At 71.9% G+C, this 20,755-nt stretch carries 18 protein-coding genes; 8 read left to right on the top strand and 10 right to left on the bottom strand.

The window, feature by feature from the left end:
* Both DVH02_RS22395 and DVH02_RS22390 read right to left on the bottom strand, forming a co-directional pair.
* The coding region (locus DVH02_RS22395; protein WP_114625613.1) for a sensor histidine kinase at nucleotides 1-1,040 on the bottom strand (1,040 nt) is incomplete at its 3' end.
* Nucleotides 1,027-1,707, bottom strand: a complete 681-nt coding sequence (locus DVH02_RS22390) for a response regulator transcription factor (protein ID WP_114625612.1) — start codon at nucleotides 1,705-1,707, stop codon at nucleotides 1,027-1,029. The genes DVH02_RS22395 and DVH02_RS22390, both read right to left, overlap by 14 nt.
* A gap of 132 nt (nucleotides 1,708-1,839) precedes the next feature.
* Between DVH02_RS22390 and DVH02_RS22385 the strand changes: the two genes are divergently transcribed.
* The gene (locus tag DVH02_RS22385) at nucleotides 1,840-3,468 is read left to right on the top strand and encodes a glycosyltransferase family 39 protein (protein ID WP_114625611.1); all 1,629 of its coding nucleotides are present in this window, start codon (nucleotides 1,840-1,842) and stop codon (nucleotides 3,466-3,468) included.
* 90 nt (nucleotides 3,469-3,558) lie between these two features.
* Here DVH02_RS22385 and DVH02_RS22380 read toward each other — a convergent pair whose 3' ends face one another.
* Complete coding sequence (locus tag DVH02_RS22380) at nucleotides 3,559-3,777, bottom strand: hypothetical protein (protein ID WP_114625610.1); 219 nt, start codon at nucleotides 3,775-3,777, stop codon at nucleotides 3,559-3,561.
* Nucleotides 3,778-3,792: 15 nt separating this feature from the next.
* Complete coding sequence (locus DVH02_RS22375; protein ID WP_114625617.1) at nucleotides 3,793-4,386, bottom strand: TetR/AcrR family transcriptional regulator; 594 nt, start codon at nucleotides 4,384-4,386, stop codon at nucleotides 3,793-3,795.
* 105 nt (nucleotides 4,387-4,491) lie between these two features.
* Here DVH02_RS22375 and DVH02_RS22370 point away from each other — a divergent pair, with 105 nt between their 5' ends.
* A complete protein-coding gene (locus DVH02_RS22370) occupies nucleotides 4,492-5,703 on the top strand; it encodes an MFS transporter (protein WP_233518378.1) in 1,212 nt (403 codons plus the stop codon).
* A 3-nt stretch (nucleotides 5,704-5,706) separates the two neighbouring features.
* Here DVH02_RS22370 and DVH02_RS22365 read toward each other — a convergent pair whose 3' ends face one another.
* Complete coding sequence (locus DVH02_RS22365) at nucleotides 5,707-6,393, bottom strand: TetR/AcrR family transcriptional regulator (protein WP_114625608.1); 687 nt, start codon at nucleotides 6,391-6,393, stop codon at nucleotides 5,707-5,709.
* Nucleotides 6,394-6,465: 72 nt separating this feature from the next.
* On the opposite strand from DVH02_RS22365, the gene DVH02_RS22360 reads away from it, so the two are divergent.
* Entirely contained in the window at nucleotides 6,466-7,293 is an 828-nt protein-coding gene (locus tag DVH02_RS22360) for an SDR family oxidoreductase (protein WP_114625607.1), read from the top strand.
* 54 nt (nucleotides 7,294-7,347) lie between these two features.
* Here the strand turns inward: DVH02_RS22360 and DVH02_RS22355 are convergent, their stop codons facing one another.
* The 3 genes from DVH02_RS22355 to DVH02_RS22345 all read right to left on the bottom strand — a co-directional run bounded on the left by DVH02_RS22355 (nucleotide 7,348) and on the right by DVH02_RS22345 (nucleotide 11,062).
* Complete coding sequence (locus DVH02_RS22355; RefSeq protein ID WP_114625616.1) at nucleotides 7,348-8,712, bottom strand: class-II fumarase/aspartase family protein; 1,365 nt, start codon at nucleotides 8,710-8,712, stop codon at nucleotides 7,348-7,350.
* Between the two features lie 8 nt (nucleotides 8,713-8,720).
* Nucleotides 8,721-10,199 (bottom strand): cation:dicarboxylate symporter family transporter, encoded by a 1,479-nt coding sequence (locus tag DVH02_RS22350; protein WP_199566371.1) that lies wholly within the window; start codon nucleotides 10,197-10,199, stop codon nucleotides 8,721-8,723.
* Nucleotides 10,200-10,336: 137 nt separating this feature from the next.
* A complete protein-coding gene (locus tag DVH02_RS22345) occupies nucleotides 10,337-11,062 on the bottom strand; it encodes a GntR family transcriptional regulator (protein ID WP_114625606.1) in 726 nt (241 codons plus the stop codon).
* A gap of 451 nt (nucleotides 11,063-11,513) precedes the next feature.
* Here DVH02_RS22345 and DVH02_RS22340 point away from each other — a divergent pair, with 451 nt between their 5' ends.
* Nucleotides 11,514-12,047: a MarR family winged helix-turn-helix transcriptional regulator gene (locus DVH02_RS22340; RefSeq protein WP_114625605.1), complete on the top strand. Its 534-nt coding sequence runs from the start codon at nucleotides 11,514-11,516 to the stop codon at nucleotides 12,045-12,047.
* Between the two features lie 122 nt (nucleotides 12,048-12,169).
* Here the strand turns inward: DVH02_RS22340 and DVH02_RS22335 are convergent, their stop codons facing one another.
* Nucleotides 12,170-14,587 carry an ATP-binding cassette domain-containing protein gene (locus DVH02_RS22335; RefSeq protein ID WP_114625604.1) on the bottom strand — a complete coding sequence of 806 codons (2,418 nt, stop codon included), beginning with the start codon at nucleotides 14,585-14,587 and terminating at the stop codon, nucleotides 12,170-12,172.
* Nucleotides 14,588-14,900: 313 nt separating this feature from the next.
* Between DVH02_RS22335 and DVH02_RS22330 the strand changes: the two genes are divergently transcribed.
* From DVH02_RS22330 to DVH02_RS22315, 4 genes are all read left to right on the top strand, one after another.
* On the top strand, nucleotides 14,901-15,452 hold the full coding sequence (locus DVH02_RS22330; RefSeq protein ID WP_147286107.1) for a hypothetical protein: 552 nt from the start codon (nucleotides 14,901-14,903) through the stop codon (nucleotides 15,450-15,452).
* A gap of 174 nt (nucleotides 15,453-15,626) precedes the next feature.
* A complete protein-coding gene (locus DVH02_RS22325; RefSeq protein ID WP_233518379.1) occupies nucleotides 15,627-16,829 on the top strand; it encodes a PLP-dependent cysteine synthase family protein in 1,203 nt (400 codons plus the stop codon).
* The gene (locus DVH02_RS22320; protein WP_114625601.1) at nucleotides 16,826-18,100 is read left to right on the top strand and encodes an MFS transporter; all 1,275 of its coding nucleotides are present in this window, start codon (nucleotides 16,826-16,828) and stop codon (nucleotides 18,098-18,100) included. Before DVH02_RS22325 ends, DVH02_RS22320 begins: the two co-directional genes overlap by 4 nt.
* A gap of 146 nt (nucleotides 18,101-18,246) precedes the next feature.
* Nucleotides 18,247-19,080: an SAM-dependent methyltransferase gene (locus DVH02_RS22315; protein ID WP_233518377.1), complete on the top strand. Its 834-nt coding sequence runs from the start codon at nucleotides 18,247-18,249 to the stop codon at nucleotides 19,078-19,080.
* Nucleotides 19,081-19,108: 28 nt separating this feature from the next.
* On the opposite strand, the gene DVH02_RS22310 is transcribed toward DVH02_RS22315, so the two are convergent.
* The gene (locus tag DVH02_RS22310; protein WP_114625615.1) at nucleotides 19,109-20,728 is read right to left on the bottom strand and encodes a GAF domain-containing protein; all 1,620 of its coding nucleotides are present in this window, start codon (nucleotides 20,726-20,728) and stop codon (nucleotides 19,109-19,111) included.
* Nucleotides 20,729-20,755: the final 27 nt, after the last annotated feature.

Raw genomic sequence — 20,755 nt, 5'->3', positions numbered from 1 at the left:
GCGATGGTGGTCAGGTCGACGGTGGCGGGGGTGGTGCGGGGGTTGCGGGTGTCGAGGCGGGCGAGGAGGAGCAGGTCTTCGGTGAGGGCTTGGAGGCGGCGGGTCTGTCGTGCGGCGGTGGTGGTGGCGGCGGGCCAGTCGGTGTGTTCGGGGTAGGCGAGTGCTACTTCCAGGCTGGCGAGCAGGGTGGTGAGGGGGCTGCGTAGTTCGTGGGCGGCGTCGGCGACGAAGCGGCGTTGCTGGGCGGCGGCGTTGTCGAGGCGTTGGAGGGTGGTGTTGATGGTGGTGGCGAGGGCGGTGATCTCGTGTCCCGCGGCGGGGACCGTGACGCGTTCACGGGGGTCGTTCGCGGTGACGGAGGCGGTAAGGACGCGGATGGCCTCGACCGGCCGCAGGGCGATCCGGACGGCGAAGTAGGTGACGGCGGCGATCAGTACGAGGCTGGCGAGTCCGGCCCGCAGGAGCAGGCGGTCGGTGGTCTTGGTGATCGCCTCGGCTGTGTGCGGGAGCACCACCACATAGACCCGCATCTTGGCGTCGGTAGCGACGCCGAGAGCCGCGGCTTTGGCATCGTCCAGATCGCCGGGAAGTATATCGGCCGTTATGACCTGATTGGTGCCACCGGCTACGGAGAATTTGTCATGAGGGTCGTAGTCGGGGTTCGCGGGTAGGCGGGCGGTCGTGATGATCTCGGCCCGCAAAGCCTTCGGTGGGGCGGGCATCACATGGTGGGCGCCGGGATCGAAGTCGTCCATGCCTCCGCCGTAGGCGACAGCGGCGCGTCGGCCGGTCGCGACGACCTCGTACGGCACCGTGCTGATCTCATCGGGAAGGACCCCCTGTTCCAACTTGTCACAGAGAGACCAGAGTTGGTCCTTGGCTTGGTCTTCGGCGATCTGAATGTTCTGGCGGTAGACGTCGTGGTGGACCCACCAGCCGATGCCGGTCAGGATGACGGCGGCGGTCGAGGCGGCGGCCAGGGCCGCGACGGCTCGTACCGAACGCGGCCACCAGCGGCGGCGCGGCTCAGTCGCGTTCACGGTCGTCCACCAGCCGATAGCCGATGCCCCGTATGGTCTGCAGGGACTGCCGGTGGAACGCGGCGTCCACCTTCTTGCGGAGGGCGCTGACGCGCGCCTCCACCAGGTTGGGATCCCAGGCTTCGTCGGGCCACGCGTGATACAGCAGATCCGTCTTGGAGACCGCCTGGCCCGCCCGGCGGGCCAGCAGCTCCAGCACGGCGAACTCCCTGGGCGTCAGCTCCACCCGGGTTCCGGCGCGGCGGCAGACCCGGCCCGCGACATCGACCGAGAGGTCGCCCACGGCCAGGACGGGCGGGGCGGTCGTGGCGGCCCGCCGTACCAAGGCCCGGAGCCGCGCGACGAGTACGACATAGGAGAAGGGTTTGGCCAGGTAGTCGTCGGCCCCGGTGTCCAGGGCCTCGGCCTGATCCCAGTCGCCGTCCTTCGCCGTGAGCACCAGGATGGGAGTGGCGTTGCCTTCCCGGCGTAGTTGGGCACAGACCTTGTAGCCGTTGAGGCCGGGCAGCATCAGGTCCAGGACGACGAGGGCGTATTGGCCGGTTCGGGCCATCCACAGTCCTTGTCGGCCGTCGTGGGCGAGGTCGACGCTGTAGCCCTCGGCGGTCAGGCCGGTGTGCAGGGTGTGGGCAAGGTCCACCTCGTCTTCGACCACCAGGATGCGCATGCGGTGCAGCCTCGCACAGCGTCGGCCCGCTTTCCTGACCGGCCGGTCAGGTTGGGTCAGCATCGGGTCAACGGGGTCCGGGCACGCTGGGCGGAGTGTGTCTTCGCCGTCGCTGAAAGGCCCCGTCCCCTGATGTCCGTTGACGAACGTGTTCCCGCCGCGCCCCGGACGGCCGCCCCTCCCGTATCCGTGCCCGTATGCCCACGGGCATCGCGCCGGACCGGGGCCGTTGTGGTCATCGCGCCCGCGTTGCTGACCGTCGCGCTCGGGCTCTGGGGCATCCGCAGGCAGAACAGCATGTGGGGGGACGAGGCCGTCACCTATCAGCTCGCACACCGCGACCTTTCGCAGATATGGCGCACCGCCCAGCATGTTGATCTGGTCCACGCCCTCCACTACGCGCTGATGCACGAGATCTTCGGCCTCTTCGGCGGGGGGCTGATGACACTGCGGCTGCCCTCCGTGCTGGCGATGTCCGTGGCGGCGGCCGGAGTCGGGCTGCTGGGACTGCGCCTGGCGGGACCCCGCGCCGGGCTGATGGCCGGGCTGCTGTTTCCACTCCTTCCCCAAGTCCAGCAGTACGCGCAGGAAGGCCGCTCCTACGCCCTGGTGTGCGCGCTGGTCACCTGGGCCACCTACGCCCTGGTGACCAGCGCCGCACAGCCCGCCCGATGGCGGTGGGCCCTCTACGGCTCCACCATGCTGCTCGCCTGCCTGCTCCACGAGTTCGCGGTCCTCGCCCTGGCCGCCCACGCCGTCACACTCATCACCTCCCGCACGCCACGCCCGGTACGCAGGGCATGGACGGTGACAGCAACGTGCGTCGTGGCCGGACTGCTGCCGCTGGCCATCGTCAGTGCGGGCCAGTCGGGACAGGTGGCCTGGATCGGCAGGCCCCCACTGGTGCGCCTTCTCGGTTTCCTGGCCATGGCGGCCGTGGGTGTGGCGTGTGCGCGGGCGCCCCTGGGAGTGAGGGGGACTCTGGGGGTGGGGGCGCCCCTGGGTGCGCGGTGGGCTCTGGGGGTGAAGGCGCCCCTGGGTGCGCGGGGGGCTCTGGGGGCGCGGGGGACTCTGGGCGGAAGAGGGTCCGTAGGGCTTGCGGCGCTGGCTCTGCCGGTCCTTGTGCTTCCGGGCCTTCTGCTGTTGATCGCCTCGCCGCTCAAGCCCCTTTTCGTCGACCGGTACGTGCTCTACAGCAGTATCGGCTTCGCCTTGCTGCTGGGCGCCTGGACGGATCACTTCCTCCGGCTGCGGCCGTCTTCCCGCGCTGTGTGGGTCGCCGCCGTGGTCGCCTTGGCCGCGCTCGTCCCGTCGAGCCTGCACCTGCGGACACCTCAGGCCCGGAGCACCGACGTCGTCGCCATCGGTGCCGCCGTGGGGAAGGAGGGCCGTCCCGGTGACGGGCTGCTCTATCTTTCCGGCCGGCACCGGGTGTGGACCGAGGCCAACGCGCAGGACACCCGGTTCCTGACGGATCTGGCACTGGCGCGGGACCCCGTCTCCTCGAACACGCTCGCCGGTATCGAGCTTCCCGCCCAGGACATCGCCGCACGCATGCTGGAATTCGACCGGATCGTCGCGGTCCGCGCCCCGGCCGACGCGCACTCGCCCTCCGACCCACGGGAAGAGGCGAAAGCAAGCACCTTGCGGCGCTTCTTCCACGAGTACGGAACAACCCATGTCGTCGGCGCGCGAGTCACCGTCTACGTCCGCGACCCCGGCCTGTCACCGACGGCCGCTCCTGGCTCAGGCCGCCCCTGAGCCGACGGCGCGGGCCGCCCAGGCCGTCCACCCGAGCGGGCCGCCCCGGCCGTCACCCGAGCGGGCGGCACACCGACACAGGTGGTGCCGTCAGGTCATCGGGCAGCCGTGGCGGGCCCCGGAAGCCGTGGCGAAGACCGTCGGCGACCGCCGCGCGTCCTCGCCGTCGACCTCGCTCCGGATCCCCTTCTCCTTGCCCGGCCTCGGGAATTCCGCCAGCGTGCAGTACCCGGCCCCCAGGAGTGCCGGGACGAGTGCTCCCCTTGCCGCTCCGGCCCGTCGCCCGGTCATGTCTCTCCCCCCGGTCATGTCTCTCTCCCCCGGTCAGGTCCCTCCTCCGGCCCGGTCCCGCGCGAGATCCGGTGCGGCGGCGACAATGGCGTGCACCGTTCCGGCGACGAGGTTCCGGTCCAAGGGCGCCTCGTCGAAGGCACCGTGCATGGGCCAGCCTTCGATGAGCGCGTCCAGTGCCCGGCAGACCCCCGTGGGGAAGTGGAGGCCGAGGCTGTCGCGGCTGCGTTCGAGCCAGGTGCGGGTGGTGGCCGACACCGCCGGGTTGTGGTTGGCGTAGGCGTACATCTCGAAGATGAGCGTCAGGTCGCGGGTCGTGGCGTACGCCGGTCCGCAGATCAGCTCGACGACGGCCTCCTCGGCCTCGGCCGTCGAACCGGCCGCCTGCACGGTCTGCCGGTACAGCAGGGACATCGTGTCCGCGAGCCGGGCGAACGCCTGGGCGAGCAGGTCCTCCATGCCGTCGAAGTAGTACGTCAGCGATCCCAGCGGCACCTCGGCCCGTGCCGCGATCTTGCGATGGGTGGTCTTGTGCACCCCGCCCTCGGCGATCACTTCCAAGGCTGCCTCCAGGATGCGTTCCTTGCGCCCTGGGTCGTTCGGGATCTCGCGCCGCGTACCGCTCACGCCCCCAATGTGCCATGTGCCGCCGACCGCCAAGTGTGTACGTCGGTACACACTAATGTGTACGCTCGTACCGACTCGTCTCGAACGCACCTGGAGCCACCACCCGTGACCACGGAACTCGCTTCGCGTCGCACCGCTGTCTTCGCGTTGTTCTTCGCGCCTGGCCTGACCATCTCGTCCTGGGTGACGCGCACTCCCGACGTACGCGACCTGCCCAGCGCCTCCACGGCGGAGATGGGCCTCATCCTGTTCGGGCTCTCGGTCGGCTCGATGATCGGCATCCTGTGTTCGGGGGCGTTCGTCGCCCGCTGGGGTGCCCGGCCCGTCATCGTGTTCGGCACCGTCGGAGTGGCGGCCGGAGCCGGCGTCATGGGCGTCGGGGCCGCCATGAGTTCAACCGTCGTCGTGACCCTCGGCCTGTGCCTCTTCGGCTTCGGGATGGGCGGCGGCGAAGTGGCCATCAATGTCGAGGGCGCCGAGGTGGAGCGGCTGCTCGGCCGCTCCACGATGCCCGCCATGCACGGCTTCTTCAGCCTCGGCACCGTCGTCGGCGCGCTCGGTGGCATGGCCCTGACGGCCGCCGCGATACCGGTCCTCGTACACCTCACGGTGGTCGCCGCCGCCGTGCTGGCCATGCTCGCCCTGGCGATCCGGAACGTGCCTCCCGGCGTGGGCCGGCGTGCCGTCGCCGACCGCCGGGAACCGGACGCGGAGCGTCCCGCGGTGTGGAAGGACTCGAAGCTGCTCCTCATCGGCTGCGTCATCCTCGCTCTCGCCATGGCCGAGGGGACCGCGAACGACTGGCTCCCGCTGGTCATGGTCGACGGCCACGGCTTCGATCCCGCCCTCGGTTCGGCGGTGTACGCGGCGTTCGCCGCCGCGATGACCCTCGGACGGTTCGTGGGCGGCGGGTTCGTGGACCGTTTCGGGCGAGCGGCCGTACTCTGCGCGAGCGCGCTCGTCGGGGCGCTCGGGCTGGCGCTGGTGATCTTCGTCGACCACCAGGCCGTCGCGGCGTCCGCCGCGGTCCTGTGGGGGCTCGGGGCCTCGCTCGGGTTCCCCGTCGCGCTCTCCGCGGCGAGCGACTCCGGCCCCGACTCCGCCGCCCGCGTCTCGCTGGCCGCCACCGTCGGCTACGTCGCGTTCCTCGTGGGGCCGCCCTCCCTCGGTTACCTCGGCGAACACTTCGGGCTGCGGTACGCCCTGGTCCTCGTCCTGGTCCTGGTGCTGGCCGCCGCGTTCGCCACGCCCGCCGCGCGCCCGCCCCGGGTGACGCCTGGGCGCGCGGCGCAGGGCGCGGTGCGGCGGAACGGGTAGGCGCTACGGAGCCGGATCCGTCGCGGCCGTCGCACGTTCCGTGCCGCCGCCCGTACCGCCGCCCGTGCTGCTGTCCGTACCGCCGCCCGTACCGCTGTCCGTACCGCCGCCCGTGCCGCGCGTTCCGCTGAACACGGTGTCGATGAGGCTGTCCAGGAACTCCGGTGTGGCCGGCTGCCGTACGAGCAGGCGGTAGAGCATCGCTCCGATGAGCGCCTCGGCCGCCGCGGTCGCCATGGCGCCGGGCCGCCGGTCCTGCGCGGTCCGCAGGCGTGCGGCGACGGCTTCCTCGACGGACCCGGTGACGTCTTCGTAGAACCTGACGGCCACGTCGTCGCTTTCGGCCGCCGCGGCGGCGAGGGCACGGATCAGCGCCGAGGTACGGGGCCGGGCGAGATGGCCCGCGAAGGTGTCCAGCCAGGCGCGCAGGTCCCGCCGGGCGTCGCCGGTGTCGGGGACGGGGTTGGTCAAGGGGGAGAGGTAGCCCTCCAGGACGCACTCGGCGACCAGGGCGCTCTTCGACGGATACCACCGGTAGACGGTCTGCTTGCCGGCGCCCGCGGCGGCCGCGATGCGGTCGATGGACAGCTTGTCGTAGCCATGCGCCGCCAACTCGTCGCGGGTCGCTTCGAGGATGGCCAGGCGCGTGGTCTCGCTGCGCGTGCGACCGCGTCGCGACGAGTCGGACATGTTGACGAGATTAGCGGAGCGCGTAGGCTGACCCTTCAGCGAGACAAAAAGTCTCGAAAAGGGAGAGTGATCATGAGTGGACAGGTGCTGGTCGTCATCGGTGCCGGCGGTATGGGCGAGGCCGTCGCGCGCCGCCTGGGTCAGGGGCGGACGGTACTGCTCGCCGACGTCGGGGAGCGGGCCCTCGATCGTGCCGAGGAGGTGCTGACCGGCGAGGGCCTGGCCGTCGTACCGCACCTCGTGGACGTGGCCTCCGTCGATTCGGTGCGCGCGCTGGCGAGTGCCGCCGCGGCGGCCGGAGAGGTCACGCAGGTCGTGCACACCGCCGGGCTCTCACCGGTCCAGGCCCCCGTCGAGGCGATCCTCGCCGTCGACCTGCTCGGCGTCGCGCTGGTGCTCGACGCGTTCGCGCCCGTCGTCGCGCCGGGCGGCGCCGGTGTCGTGATCGCCAGCATGGCCGGTCATCTGACCGCCCCGCTCACCCCGGAGCAGGAGTACGCGCTGGCCACCACGCCGTCCGAGGACCTCCTCGGCTTGCCGTTCCTCGCCCCGGACGTGATCACCGACACGGGTACGGCGTACGGCGTCTCCAAGCGCGCCAACCACGTGCGCGTGATGGCCGCCAGCACCGTGTGGGGGCAGCGGGGAGCGCGCGTCAACAGCGTCAGCCCCGGCGTCATCTCCACCGCCATGGGCCGGGCCGAACTCGACGGCCCGGCGGGCGGGACGATGCGCTCGCTGATCGGCATGTCCGGAACCAAACGGCTCGGCACCCCGGGTGACATCGCCGCCGCCACGGCCTTCCTGCTCGGGCCGGACGCGACGTTCGTCACCGGCACCGACCTGACGGTCGACGGTGGCGTCGTCGCCGCGGCCCGTACCCACGTACGGGCCGGCTGACTCCGTCCGCGGCTACCGGCTGCCAGCCACCGGTTGCCGGCTACCCGCCACCGGTTACCGGCCGGCCTGCTCCGCCGAGGTCCGGACGACGTCGCGGGTCATGGTCCGCGCGCTGCCGAGGTAGCGCGCGGGGTCGCAGAGTTCGCTGATGCGTTCCGCGCCGAGGTGCCCTACGAGTGCGCCGTGCGCGAGCAGTTGGGCCTCCAGTGTCGTCCCCGTCTCGATCGCCGCGCGGCACGCCTCGTACACGACCTCGTGCGCCTGGTTCCTGCCGAGTACCGGCGCGACATCCATCATCACGGCCTCGGCGACGATGAGGCCGCCCGTGAGATGGGTGTTCTCGCGCATCCTGTCGGCCTTCACCTCCAGACCGGAGAGCATGAACCCGGCCTGGTGCAGGGAGCCCGCCAGCAGCAGGAACGCCTCGGGTACGGTCGCCCATTCGAGGTGCCAGGGGCCGGTGGCGCGCTCGAAGTCCTGCATCGTCGCGTCGAGCATGCTGGAGGACTTGTCCCGGAGCAGCTTGGCGGCGGCGAACATCAGCTCGCTGGAGATGGGGTTGCGCTTCTGCGGCATGGTGGAGCTGGCGCCGCGGCCGGGTACGAAGGGCTCGGCGAGTTCGCCGAACTCGGAGGAGCACATCATCATCACGTCCCAGGCGATCTTGCCGAGGGAGCCGCCGACGGACGCGAACAGCGAGACCAGCTCCACGAGTCCGTCGCGGGCCACGTGCCAGGTGATGGCGGGGTCGCGCAGGCCGAGTTCGCGGGCGAGCGCGGCGCGCGTACGGAGCCCCTCGGGGCCCTCGCCCAGCGAGGCGAGGGTGCCTGCGGCGCCGCCGAACTGCACCATCAGGGCGCGGTCGCGGGCCTGTTCGAGGCGCTCGGCGTGCCGGTCGAGGGCCGACAGCCACACGGCGCAGCGGTAGCCGAAGGTGACCGGCAGGGCGTGCTGGAGGTGGGTGCGGCCGGCGGTCACGGTGTCCATGTGCTCGGTGGCCAGCTGCCGCAGGGCGCGGCGCACCTCGTCGAGCTGGGCCCGTAGGAGCGCGATGCCCTGCTTGCACTGGAGCATCACCGCGGTGTCCATGATGTCCTGGGTGGTCGCGCCCCAGTGCAGGTAGCGGCCGGAGTCCCCGCACTGGTCGGCGACCTGCTTGACGAGGGGCAGCACCGGGTAGCCGACGATCTCGGTCTCGGTACGCAGCCGTTCGAGGTCGAGCCCGTCGAAGCCGGCCTTCCGCGTGATGTTCTGGGCGGCGGCGGCGGGGATGACGCCGACCTCCGCCTGGGCGCGGGCGAGCGCCGTCTCCGTGTCGATGATCCGCCGGATGTAGGCGGTGTCGCTGAACACCTCGCGCATGGCCGGGGTGCCGAACATGTCGCGGAAGAGCAGGGAGTCGAAAACGGTCGTGCTCAAGGCGGGACTCACTTCTGTGCGGGGGAGTGGGCGGGTACGGCGGCGGCGGTGGCGACCGGAGCCGTGGCGCCACCGGCACCGGCACCGGCACCGGCACCGGCACCGCCACCGGCACCGGCACTGGCACTGGCACTGGCGTCGGCGGACGGTGCTTCCGGTGTCTCCTCGGCCTCGGGTTCCTCCGGCCGAGCGAGAAACGCCTTGGGGTCGGCCAGCGCGCTGTCGACCTTCTCGACGTCCATTTCCTTGCACCACTTGGCGATGACGAAGGTGGCGACGACGTTGCCGAAGGTGTTGCAGAAGGCGGTGGCCATGGACATCAGGCGGTAGACGCCGAAGAGGATGGCGACGCCCTCGACGGGCAGATAGCCGGTGGCCGTCACGGTGGAGGCGAAGACGACGAAGGTGCCGCCGGAGACGGTGGCCGCGCCCTTCGAGGTGAGCAGCATGATCAGGAGCAGCCCGAGCTGATCCGGGACGCTCATGTCGATGCCGTACGCGTTGGCGACGAACATCGTGCAGATGGCCATGTACAGGGAGGTGCCGTCGAGGTTGAAGGCGTAGCCCGTCGGGACGACCAGCCCGACCGACTGCTTGGAACAGCCGATCCTGGTGAGCTTCTTGAGGAGCCCCGGCAGCGCGGATTCCGAGGAGGCGGTGCCCAGGACGAGCGTCATCTCGACGCGGACGTACTGGAGGATGCGCAAGATGTTGAACCCGGCCAGCAGACAGACCAGGCCGAGGACGCCGAAGACGAAGACGGCCACCACCGCCCAGTATTCGAGGACCAGTTCGGCCAGGGCCAGCAGCATGCCGCTGCCGTTCGAGCCGACCGAGTAGGCGATGGCGCCGAACGCCCCGATCGGCGCGAGCTTCATGATGACGTTGACGAAGGCGAAGAACATCTCGGAGACGACGTCGAGTCCGCTGTTGACGCGGGCTTGCAGATGGGGCTTGAGGGTCAGCAGGCCGGCGCCGAAGAGGATGGCCACCACCACGACCTGGAGCAACTGTCCTGAGGAGAAGGCGCCGACGAAGTTATCGGGGACGATGTTCTTGAGGAACGCGGTGAAGCCGTGCTCGCCGCCCTCGGCCGACGGCGCGTCCCCGGCGTTCGCGGTGGTGGCGATGCCTTTGCCGACGCCCAGCAGGTTCGCGGCCACCAGGCCGATGAGCAGGGCGAGGGTCGAGACGACCTCGAAGTACACCAGCGCCAGGACGCCGATGCGGCTCGCCTTCTTGAGGTCCCCGGCCGAGGCGATGCCCATGACGACGGTGAAGAAGACCAGCGGGGCCACGCCCGCCTTGACCAGGGCGAGGAAGAGATCGCCGACGATCTTCAGGTCCACGGCGAAGCCGGGGAAGAGGAACCCGACTGCGATGCCGAGGAGCATGGCGACGGCGATCTGGGTGCCGATTCCTCGGTACCGGTTCCGCCCGCGCGGGGGCGCGGGGGCCGCGGCCGGCAGCTGTTCCTGGGGCCTCATGCGAGCACATCCTTGTCTAGACATGAGTCGTGTCTAGACAAGGATGCTCGTGGATACGGGAATGTCAAGAGGTGGGTGTGGGTGAGGGGACAGGGGTGGGTTTCCGGGTGCGGGGACGGGGTGGGCGCGTGTGCGGCTCAGCCGCGCTGAAGGGTCGTCTCGTAGACGAACGTGCCCTGCGCGTGCGTACTCACGCTGACCTCGAACAACTGCCCGTCGGCGTCGTAGTAGCGGCGTACGAACTCCAGCCCCGGGCTCCCCGGAGCGACGCCGAGGCGCGCAGCCGCCTCCGGGGGCACGCCGACGGCGCGTACCCGCTGCACCACCCGGTCCACCGTCCGGTGCGCGTGGGTCTCGACGAGGTCCGAGATCAGCCGCGGGCTCCCGCGGAGGTCGTCGCCGATGGCGTCGGCGTCGGCCGGGTCCAGGTAGACCCTGGCCCAGGAAACCACCTGGTCGGCGTGTTCGTGGTCCTGGCGTACGGAGGTGACGCACACGGTACGGCTGCCCCGCGCGAGCCCCGTCGACTCGGCCAGCTCCCGGTCCACGACGAGCGGTTCGACGGACAGGACGCTGCGGACGGCGGACCTGGCGTACTGGGTGAGTTCCTGCAGGCTGCCGAGCCGCGTGGTGAAGGCGGGTGCGGGCTGCGCGCGTTCGACCCGCGTGCCCGTCCCCGGGTGCCGCGAGATCAGACCGCTCGCTTCGAGCCGTTGCAGGGCGCGCCGCAGGGTCTCCCGCGACACCTTGTACGAGGCCGCCAGCTCGGGCTCGGTCGGGAGGAGCGCGCCCACCGCCCAACGGCCCGTCGCGAGCTTGGCCGTGAGGTCGTTCGCGATGGCCGCGTAGCGCGGTTCACCCACGGTGTGGGACCTCCAGCCGACCGAATCGACAACATGTCAGCTCAGAAGCCTAAGGGATGTCCCGCGCATGCGGTTCGAGCAGACGCCCGTACCGCCGTGACGAGTGCGAGGCCGGGCACTTCCTCCGCGCAGGTCCGTCCGCCGTGGGGCCGGTCGTCGGGGATCAAGAGCGTCGTGGACGTCTCGCGGAAGCGGGGTGGGCTGCTCCTCGACCCGGGCGGCGCGGTCGGGTGCACCGGGCCCTGCCCACAGACGCTCGGCGCTCCGGCTCGCACGGGCCGGGCCGAGGCATTCCGCCGGGCGGGAGCGCCCACCCGAGGCCCGCCGACCCGCCGTCTCCCCGCTGTGCCGACCCGCCGTCCCCGCGATGAGGGTGTCGCGACGTGTGGGATGAACGCCGCAGGTCGGCATATGGTTGCCTTACTTACGTACGCATGTGGAGTGAGCCGAGATGAGCCCGCAGTCAGCAGATCGGTCCTGGCCCGACGAGAGCGGGCCGGAAGTCGGCGTTCTGGCCGTGGTGCCCCGTCTGACCCAGCTCCAGAGCGTCCTCGCCCGCGGACGCCTGGTCGAGCGCGCCATGGAAGCGGCCGATCTCCGGCTGGACCGCCCCGCGATGTCGGCGCTCCTGATCCTGAACCTGGCGGAGAAGCCGCTGCGCATCGGCGAGATCGCCCAGAAGATGCAGGTGGTCGGCCCGCATGTCACCCGGCAGGTGCAGGAGCTGGAACGGCGCGGTCTGGTCCACCGCGTCAAGGACCCGCTCGACCGGCGGGCGAGCCTGATCGAGCCGACCCCCCGGGGCGCGGCGGCGGCGCGGACCTACATGCTGACCATCGTCGGCTGGTTCACCGACGCCATCAGCGACTGGTCCGAACAGGACCGCAACGACCTCGGACGTCTTCTGGGGCGCTTCGCGGACGACGTGACGGCCCACCTCAGGACCCTCGATGACGACGGCGCCCCGCCGCCCGCCGAATCCTAGGCGTCGCGGGGCGCTGCGGGGCGCTGCGGGGCGTCGCGGGGCGTCGCGGGGCGTTGCGGGGCGTCGCCCGGTCAGGCTCCGGCTCCGGTCCGGCTCCCGTTCCGGCTCCGGTCCGGCTCCCGTCAGGCACCCGCCCCGACATACGCCGCCAGGTGCTCGCCCGTGAGGGTGGCCGAGCGGGCGGCGACGAGGTCGGCGGGGGTGCCCTCGAAGACGACGCTGCCGCCGTCGTGCCCGGCACCGGGACCGAGGTCGATGATCCAGTCCGCGTGCGCCATCACCGCCTGGTGGTGCTCGATGACGACGACCGACTTGCCCGAGTCGACCAGCCGGTCCAGCAGGCCGAGCAGCTGCTCGACATCGGCCAGGTGCAGTCCGGTGGTCGGCTCGTCCAGAACGTAGACGCCGCCCTTCTCGGTCATGTGGGTGGCCAGCTTGAGCCGCTGCCGCTCGCCGCCGGACAGGGTGGTGAGCGGCTGGCCGAGGGTGAGATAGCCGAGCCCGACATCGACCAGCCGGTCGAGGACCTTGTGCGCGGCCGGGGTACGGGCCTCGCCCGCGCCGAAGAACTCCTCGGCCTCGGCCACCGACATCGCGAGCACCTCGCTGATGTCACGGCCCCCCAGGTGATGGTCGAGCACGGACGCCTGGAACCGCTTCCCCTCGCACTCCTCGCAGGTGGACGCCGTACCGGCCATCATCGCCAGGTCGACGTAGATCACACCGGCACCGTTGCAGTGCGGACAGGCGCCCTCGGAGTTCGCGCTGAACAGCGCGGGCTTCACGCCGTTGGCCTTCGCGAACGCCTTGCGAATCGGCTCCAGCAGACCGGTGTAGGTCGCCGGGTTGCTGCGCCGGGAGCCCTTGATGGCCGACTGGTCGACCGTCACCACACCGTCCCGCCCGGCCACCGATCCGTGGATCAGCGAACTCTTGCCGGAACCGGCGACCCCGGTGATCGCGACGAGCACGCCGAGCGGGATGTCGACGTCGACGTCCTTCAGGTTGTGGGAGTCGGCGCCGCGCACCTCCAGCGCACCGCGCGGCGTCCGTACCGACGGCTTCAGCGACGTACGGTCGTCCAGGTGGCGCCCGGTGAGGGTGGAGCCGGCCCGCAGCCCCTCGACGGTGCCCTCGAAGACGACCTCGCCGCCCGCCGTACCGGCACCCGGCCCGAGGTCCACGACATGGTCGGCGATCGCTATCGTCTCCGGCTTGTGCTCCACGACCAGCACGGTGTTCCCCTTGTCGCGCAGCTGGAGCAGCAGGGCGTTCATGCGCTGGATGTCGTGCGGATGGAGGCCGATGGTGGGCTCGTCGAAGACGTAGGTGACATCGGTGAGCGGCGAGCCGAGGTGCCGGATCATCTTGACGCGCTGCGCCTCGCCGCCCGAGAGGGTGCCCGTCGGCCGGTCGAGCGAGAGGTAGCCCAGCCCGATCGCCACGAACGAGTCGAGCGTCTCGCCCAGCGCCCTCAGCAGCGGCGCCACCGACGGCTCGTCGAGGCCGCGCACCCATACGGCCAGGTCACTGATCTGCGTCGCGCAGGCGTCGGCGATGCTGATCCCCTTGATCTTCGAGGACCTGGCGCCCGCGCTGAGCCGGGTGCCGCCGCACTCCGGGCAGTCCGTGAAGGTCACCGCCCGGTCCACGAACGCGCGGATGTGCGGCTGGAGCGCCTCCCGGTCCTTGGAGAGGAACGACTTCTGGACCTTGGGGATCAGCCCCTCGTAGGTGAGGTTGATGCCGCTGACCTTGATCTTGGTCGGCTCGCGGTACAGGAAGTCGTGCAGCTCGGTCCCGGTGAAGTCGCGGATCGGCTTCTTCGGGTCGAGGAAGCCCGACTCGGCGAAGATCCGTACGGTCCAGTGGCCGTCCACCTTGTACCCGGGGACGGTGATCGCGCCCTCGGCGATCGACTTGGACGCGTCGAAGAGCTGGGTGAGGTCGATGTCGGAGGCGGTGCCCATGCCCTCGCAGCGCGGACACATGCCGCCGGTCACGCTGAAACTGCGCCGCTCCTTCACGGTCTTCCCGCCGCGTTCGACCGTCACCGCGCCCGACCCGCTGATCGAGGGGGTGTTGAAGGAGAACGCCCGGGGCGGGCCGATGTGCGGCCGGCCGAGCCGGCTGAACAGGATGCGCAGCATCGCGCCGGTGTCGGTGGCGGTGGCGACCGTCGAACGGGAGTGGGCGCCCATCCGCTGCTGGTCGACGATGATCGCGGTCGTCAGCCCGTCCAGCACGTCGACGTCGGGCCGCGCAGATGTCGGCATGAAGCCCTGGACGAAGGTGCTGTACGTCTCGTTGATCAGCCGCTGCGACTCCGCGGCGATCGTGTCGAACACCAGGGAACTCTTCCCCGAGCCCGAGACGCCCGTGAACACCGTCAGCCGGCGCTTCGGGATCTCGACGGTGACGTCCTTGAGGTTGTTCTCCCGCGCGCCGTGCACGCGGATCAGATCGTGACTGTCGGCGCTGTGGGGCGCGGAGTCGTCCTGCGCGGGCGACCGCGTGTCCGTCCTCGGGGCCATGCTCATCGTGTCTCCCTCTCCGGGGGTGGGGCGGCGCGTCGCCTGGCTCGATCCGACCGGCTACGAGCGGTACGTCCGATTATGCTTCGTTCGCGTTTTCCGCCGGATGGCCGCCGCGGCTGCTCACACGCTACGAGGCGGTGAACGGGTCGCGCTTCTCCATTCCTGACCGATCGCGCCCCGATCGCGCCCCGATCCCGCCCCGATTGCTCCCCGATTGCTCCCCGATCGCCCCGCCGATCCAGGCTCGATCCCGGCTCGATCGCGCCCGGGGAGGGGATCGCGCGCCATCCGTGATGGTTCGGCTACTGTCCGTGTTGTGTCGGTGGTGATGTCGGGCGTGCGCCGGATGGCGCGGAGTGGCTGGCCGGTGGTGGCCGTGGTGCTGGCCGCGCTGATCCATGTGCTCGCGTGCGCCCATGGCCCCCAGACGGCCACCGGACCGCGCGCCGACTCGCTGCCGCTGGTGGGCGCCGTGCTCACGGCGTCGGAGGCGGGGGCGGGGGCGGAGGCGGGGGCGCCGTCGAGGCCCGAGTCGGAGTCGGTACGGGAGTCGCCACCGGGGCCCGAGCCGGAGTCGGTACGGGAGTCAGTACGGGAGTCGCCACCGGGGCCCGAGCCGGAGTCGGTACGGGAGTCGGTACGGGGGCCCGCGCCGACCGGGTGCTGTGAGGCGGACGAGCCGGGGACCGTGGACCCGCCCGTACCGTGGACGCCGCCCGGTGCGGGCGACAGGCCGGGCGGCAGGGCCGACGCGGTCGCAGGGGAGGCCCTCGCGCCCGAGCCGGGGAGGGCGGGGCCCGGGTGGCCCGAGTCGGAGTGGGGCCGCGCCGCGCGGGTGCGGGCGGTGCTGGGGGTGTGGCGGACCTGACCGGACCGGGGTGCGCGGCCGTCCGCCGCCGACGCCCCGTTCCGCGCTCCGTTCCCGTCCCTCCGTCCTGCCGTTCCTCCCTCACCCCTTCCGCCGTCGCGCCTCGCAGGAGACCTGTACATGACTTCTCTCGGCATGCCCTCTTTGACGACCGCCGCTTCCCCGCCCGCCCGCATGTCCGCCTCCCCGCCCGTCCACACCCCCGCGGGACTCGTCGGTGACACGCCCGTGCTCTGGGTGGGGGAGCCCTTCACCCGGGCCGGGCGCGGCTTCTGGGCCAAGCTGGAGGGACACAACCCCGGCGGCATCAAGGACCGCACCGCCCTGTACATGACGGCCAGGGCCAGGGAGCGTGGCGACCTGCGGCCGGGCGGCCGGATCGTGGAGTCCACCTCCGGCACCCTCGGCCTCGGCCTCGCGCTGGCCGGGGTGACCTTCGGCCACCGGGTCACCGTGGTCACCGACCCGGGTACGGAACCGCTGACGCGCGGCCTGCTGGCGGCGTACGGCGCGGAACTGCACGTCGTACCGGAACCGCATCCCACGGGCGGCTGGCAGCAGGCCAGGCGCGAACGCGTGGGGCAGCTGCTCGCGGCCGATCCGGCGGCGTGGTGCCCCGACCAGTACCACAACCCCGACAACGTGGCCGCGTACGCCGGGCTCGCCCATGAACTCGCCGCCCAGCTGGGCAGGATCGACGCCCTGGTCGTCAGCGTCGGCACGGGCGGGCACTCCGCCGGGATCGCGCGGGTGCTGCGCGGCTGCTACCCCGCGCTGCGGGTCGTGGGGGTGGACGCCACCGGCTCCACGATCTTCGGGCAGCCCGCCGCACCCCGGCTGATGCGCGGTCTCGGCAGCAGCATCCATCCGCGCAACGTCGACTACACGCTCTTCGACGAGGTGCACTGGGTCGCGGCGGGCGAGGCGGTGTGGGCGGCCCGCGCCCTCGCGCGTGGCCGGTACACGAGCGGCGGATGGAGCGTGGGCGCGGTCGCGCTGGTGGCCCGGCACCTGGCCGCGCGGCTGTCCGCCGAGGCCCGGATCGTCGCGGTCTTCCCCGACGGGCCGCACCGCTACACGGGCACGCTCTACTCGGACGCCTTCTGCCACGAACACGGCCTGCTCGGGGCGCCGCCCGCCGAGTTCCCCGACGAGATCGACCGCCCGGACGAGCGCGCGGTCACCCGCTGGACGAGGTGCGTCACCGTCATCGACCCGCTGCCCGCGTCCGACCCGCTGCCCGCGCACGACGCGTGTCACGCCTCCGACCCGTCCCACGCGTCCGAGGTGCCTGACGCGTCTGAGGTGCCTGACGCCGAGCGCGCTGTCCGAGGCGCGGATGTGGGCACCCGTGGCCCGGCGGAGGTGAGCCGATGACCTCCGTATGGGCCACCACGCGCTCCTTCCCGTCCGCCGTAAGGCTGCTGATGGTCAATCAGTTCGCCATCAACTGTGCCTTCTACATGCTCATGCCCTATCTCGCCGCCCATCTCTCGGCCGATCTGGGCCTCGCCGCGTGGTCGGTGGGCCTGGTCCTGGGCGTACGCAACCTGTCCCAGCAGGGCATGTCCCTCCTCGGCGGCAGCCTGGCCGACCGGTACGGGTACAAGGCGCCGATCCTCGCCGGGTGTCTGCTGCGCACCGCCGGATTCGCGCTACTCGGATGGGTGGACGCGCTGCCCGCCCTGATCGTCGCCTCGGCGGCCACCGGGCTGGCCGGCGCGCTGTTCAACCCGGCGGTCCGCGCCGCCCTCGCCGACGGGGCGGGCGAGCGGCGGGTGGAGGCGTTCGCCGCGTTCAACGTCCATTACCAGGCGGGGATGTTGCTGGGCCCCCCGATCGGACTGGCCCTGCTGGTCGCCGACTTCCGGGCCGTGTGCACCGTGGCCGCCCTGATCTTCGCCGTGCTGACTCTGGTGCAGTGGCGCGCCCTGCCCGGCGGCGGTCCCGCCGCCGACGGCCGTCGGACGGGCGAGGGGGTGTGGGCGCAGTGGCGGACGGTGTCGGCCAACCGGCCGTTCCTGCTGTTCTCGCTCGCCATGATCGGCTCGTACGTCCTCGCCTTCCAGGTCTACCTGGCGCTGCCGCTGGCCGTCGGCGCGGCGCTGGGCGCCGCCGGTTCCCTCGCCACCAGCGGGCTGTTCGTGCTCTCGGCGGCGGTGGCGGTCCTGGGGCAGCTCAGGCTGACCGGCTGGGCGGGCCGCCGGTGGCCGGGCCCGCAGGCGCTGGTGTACGGCCTGCTGATCATGGGCGCGGCCTTCGTGCCACCGGCGATGCTGGCGGCCGTGACCGACGGCGGGGGCGCGCCCGCCGCCGTACTCGCGGCCCTGGCGCTGACCGTGGTGCTGCTGGCCGTCGGCGGCGCGGTGGTCTACCCGTTCGAGATGGACACCGTCGTCACCCTCTCGGGCGACCGCCTGGTGGCCACGCACTACGGCTTCTACAACACCCTGTCCGGGCTCGGCATCACCCTGGGCAACCTCGCCACCGGCGCCCTGTGGGACTTCGCGGGGCGCCACGACGCGCCCTGGCTGGTCTGGACGGTGCTCACCGCGACCGGCCTGGGCTGCGCGCTCGCGGTCCACGCCCTCGCCCGCACCGGAGCCCTGTCGGGCGGCCGTGTACCCGCGGCGCCCGTGGCCGCCTGACGGCCGCCGGGCCCGTACCCGGGGAATGCCGGGCGGCCCGGCCAAATCCGGTGCCCGGATGCCCAGTTGGTGGCATCCGGTGCGCCGGGGCCTTGTAGGTTGGACGCACATCGTTTGTACACATGTTCACCACAGGAGGCGCTCCCGTGTCCGATCGTGACCCCAGTGTTGACTCGTCCGCGGCCATACGGGCACGGATCGACACCGCCAAGCCGCATTCCGCGCGCTTCTGGAACTACTTCGTCGGCGGCAAGGACAACTACGACGTCGACCGCGCCGTCGGGGACCAGATCAAGGAGATCTTCCCCGGCCTGGTCGACGTCGCCCTGACGAGCCGTCACTTCCTCGGGCGCGCCGTCCGGCATCTCGTGGTGGACCGGGGCGTACGGCAGTTCCTGGACATCGGTACGGGGCTGCCGACGGCCGACAACACGCACGAGGTCGCCCAGCGCCTCGCGCCGGACTCGCGGATCGTCTACGTCGACAACGACCCGCTGGTGCTGGCGCACGCGCGGGCGCTGCTCACGAGCACGCCCGAGGGCAGGACCGACTACCTCGACGCCAACCTGTACGAGCCCGAGGAGATCCTCAAGGCGGCCGAAGGGACGCTGGACCTCTCGCGGCCCGTCGCGCTGATGATCCTCAACACACTCGGCCACGTCGCCGACTACGAGCAGGCCCGTTCGCTGGTGTCGCGGCTCATGGCCGGTCTGCCGTCCGGCAGTTACCTGGTGATCAGCGACTCCACCTCCACCAGCGCGGGCATGATCGCCGCGTCGGACGCGTACAACGCGAGCGGCGCGGTGCCGTACTACGTACGCAGCGTCGAGGAGATCGGCGGCTTCTTCGACGGGCTCGACCTCGTGGAGCCCGGGATCGCCCAGGTCACCCGGTGGCGCCAGGAGGCCGACGGCGCCGAGAGCGCCGAGGGCGGGGCGCCCGCGGTGGACGCGTACGGCGCGGTGGGCCGCAAGCCGTAGCCCGAGGGGCACGGTGGGGGCGCCGCCGTCAGCGCGGCGCCTCCCAGGTCACGGTCGTACCCCGCGCGCCGTCCCCGCCGTCCTCGCCGGAGGCGTCGTCGCGCGGGCCGTCGTCGCGCGGGCCGTCGTCCCGTACGGTCAGCCGCACCCCGTCCCGGTCGCCCGCCAGCCGCGCCGTCGCGTCGACCTCCACCTCGATCGACGTCACGCCGGTCCGCCGGTGCGCCGCCGCCAGCGCGCCGCGCAGCGCGCCGAGCAGCTCCTGGCCGGCCGGCTCGCCCACCAGGGTGTCCACCGGCCCGGTGAAGCGCACGGACGGCCGGAACCCCAGCAGGACCGCCGCGCCCCCCGTCTCGCGCAGCACCTTGCCCCGTACGCTCGTCGGGCCGTCGGCCGGAGGCTGCTGAAGCGCGAAGATCGTGGTCCGCACCTCCTGGATGGTGGAGTCCAGCTCGTCCACCGCCCGGCCGATCAGCTCGTCGAGACCGGTCCCCGCCACCCGCCGCCGCGTCGACTCCAGCATCATCTCGGTGGCGAACAGCCGCTGCACCACCAGATCGTGCAGATCGCGGGCGATCCGGTCGCGGTCCTCGAACACCGCGAGCTGCTCCCGGTCGTGCTGCGAGTCCGCCAGCACCAGCGCCAGCGCGGCCTGCGAGGCGAACTGGGTGGCCAGCAGCCGGTCCACCCCCCGGTACGGACGGCCCCCGCGGCGGCGCGGCAGGGCGAGCGTACCGATCAGCTTCCCGCCGCTCTGCAACGGCAGCATCATGGACGGTCCGAAGCGCGACCTCACATGGGTGGTCATCCGCGGGTCCGTGGACGAGTCCTCGATGAACACCGGCTCACCGCCCAGCAGTTGGACCAGGACCGGAGAGCCCGGCTCGATGGTGGTGCCGACGATGTCGCCCGGGTCGTCCACCGTGGACGCGGCGACGATCTCCATCCCGCCCTCCTCGGTCGGCTGGAGGACCACCCCCGCGAACGCGTCCGCGAGCACCCGCGCCGACTCGGCCACCGTGACCAGCGCGTCCACGGCGTTCCGCCCGGTCAGCAGCGCGGTGGTGACGGCGGCGGCGCCCTCGATCCACCGTTCGCGCTGCCGGGCCGTCCCGTACAGCCGCGCCGTGCCGATGGCGCCTGCGGCCTGGGCGGCCAGCACCCGCAGCAGGCTCTGGTCCTGCTCGGTGAAGGAACCGGTCCGCTTCTCCGTCAGATACAGATTGCCGAAGACCTCCCCGTCCAGCTCGACGGGGACACCGAGGAAGGACCGCATCCGGGGATGGCCGGGCGGCATCCCGCAGGACCGGGGGTCGGTGGTCAGATCGTCCAGCCGGATCGGCGCCGCCTCGTCCACGAGCGCCCCGAGCAGCCCGGTGTGGCCGTCGGGCAGCCGGCCGACGCGGTGCCGTTCGGTGTCGCTCATGCCGGACGTGAACAGCTCCGTCAGCCCGCCGCGCTCCAGATCGACGACGCCGAGCGCGCCGTAGCGCGTGCCGATCAGTTCGGTGGCCGTGTCCACGACGTGCTGCAGCCCGGAGCGCAGTTCGAGGTCCGTACCGATGCCCAGCACCGCTTCGAGCAGCAGGGGCAGCCGGGGCCCGGAGTCCGCACCGCCGCTCCCGGACCTGGTCCGCGCGCGCTTCACCGCGCTCTCGCCGTCCGGATGCGTCCC

The organism is Streptomyces corynorhini (genome assembly GCF_003346515.1).
GTDB classification, from domain to species: Bacteria; Actinomycetota; Actinomycetes; order Streptomycetales; family Streptomycetaceae; genus Streptomyces; species Streptomyces corynorhini.
This window is presented reverse-complemented; position numbering and strand designations above follow the sequence as displayed.

What these genes read in the sequence shown, in the direction of transcription:
- DVH02_RS22350 (WP_199566371.1), bottom strand. Translation starts at nt 10,199, where the DNA reads ATGAGGCCCCAGGAACAGCTGCCGGCCGCGGCCCCCGCGCCCCCGCGC.
- DVH02_RS22390 (WP_114625612.1), bottom strand. Translation starts at nt 1,707, where the DNA reads ATGCGCATCCTGGTGGTCGAAGACGAGGTGGACCTTGCCCACACCCTG.
- DVH02_RS22365 (WP_114625608.1), bottom strand. Translation starts at nt 6,393, where the DNA reads ATGTCCGACTCGTCGCGACGCGGTCGCACGCGCAGCGAGACCACGCGC.
- DVH02_RS22325 (WP_233518379.1), top strand. Translation starts at nt 15,627, where the DNA reads ATGTCCGCCTCCCCGCCCGTCCACACCCCCGCGGGACTCGTCGGTGAC.
- DVH02_RS22385 (WP_114625611.1), top strand. Translation starts at nt 1,840, where the DNA reads ATGTCCGTTGACGAACGTGTTCCCGCCGCGCCCCGGACGGCCGCCCCT.
- DVH02_RS22380 (WP_114625610.1), bottom strand. Translation starts at nt 3,777, where the DNA reads ATGACCGGGGGGAGAGACATGACCGGGCGACGGGCCGGAGCGGCAAGG.
- DVH02_RS22335 (WP_114625604.1), bottom strand. Translation starts at nt 14,587, where the DNA reads ATGAGCATGGCCCCGAGGACGGACACGCGGTCGCCCGCGCAGGACGAC.
- DVH02_RS22360 (WP_114625607.1), top strand. Translation starts at nt 6,466, where the DNA reads ATGAGTGGACAGGTGCTGGTCGTCATCGGTGCCGGCGGTATGGGCGAG.
- DVH02_RS22320 (WP_114625601.1), top strand. Translation starts at nt 16,826, where the DNA reads ATGACCTCCGTATGGGCCACCACGCGCTCCTTCCCGTCCGCCGTAAGG.
- DVH02_RS22340 (WP_114625605.1), top strand. Translation starts at nt 11,514, where the DNA reads ATGAGCCCGCAGTCAGCAGATCGGTCCTGGCCCGACGAGAGCGGGCCG.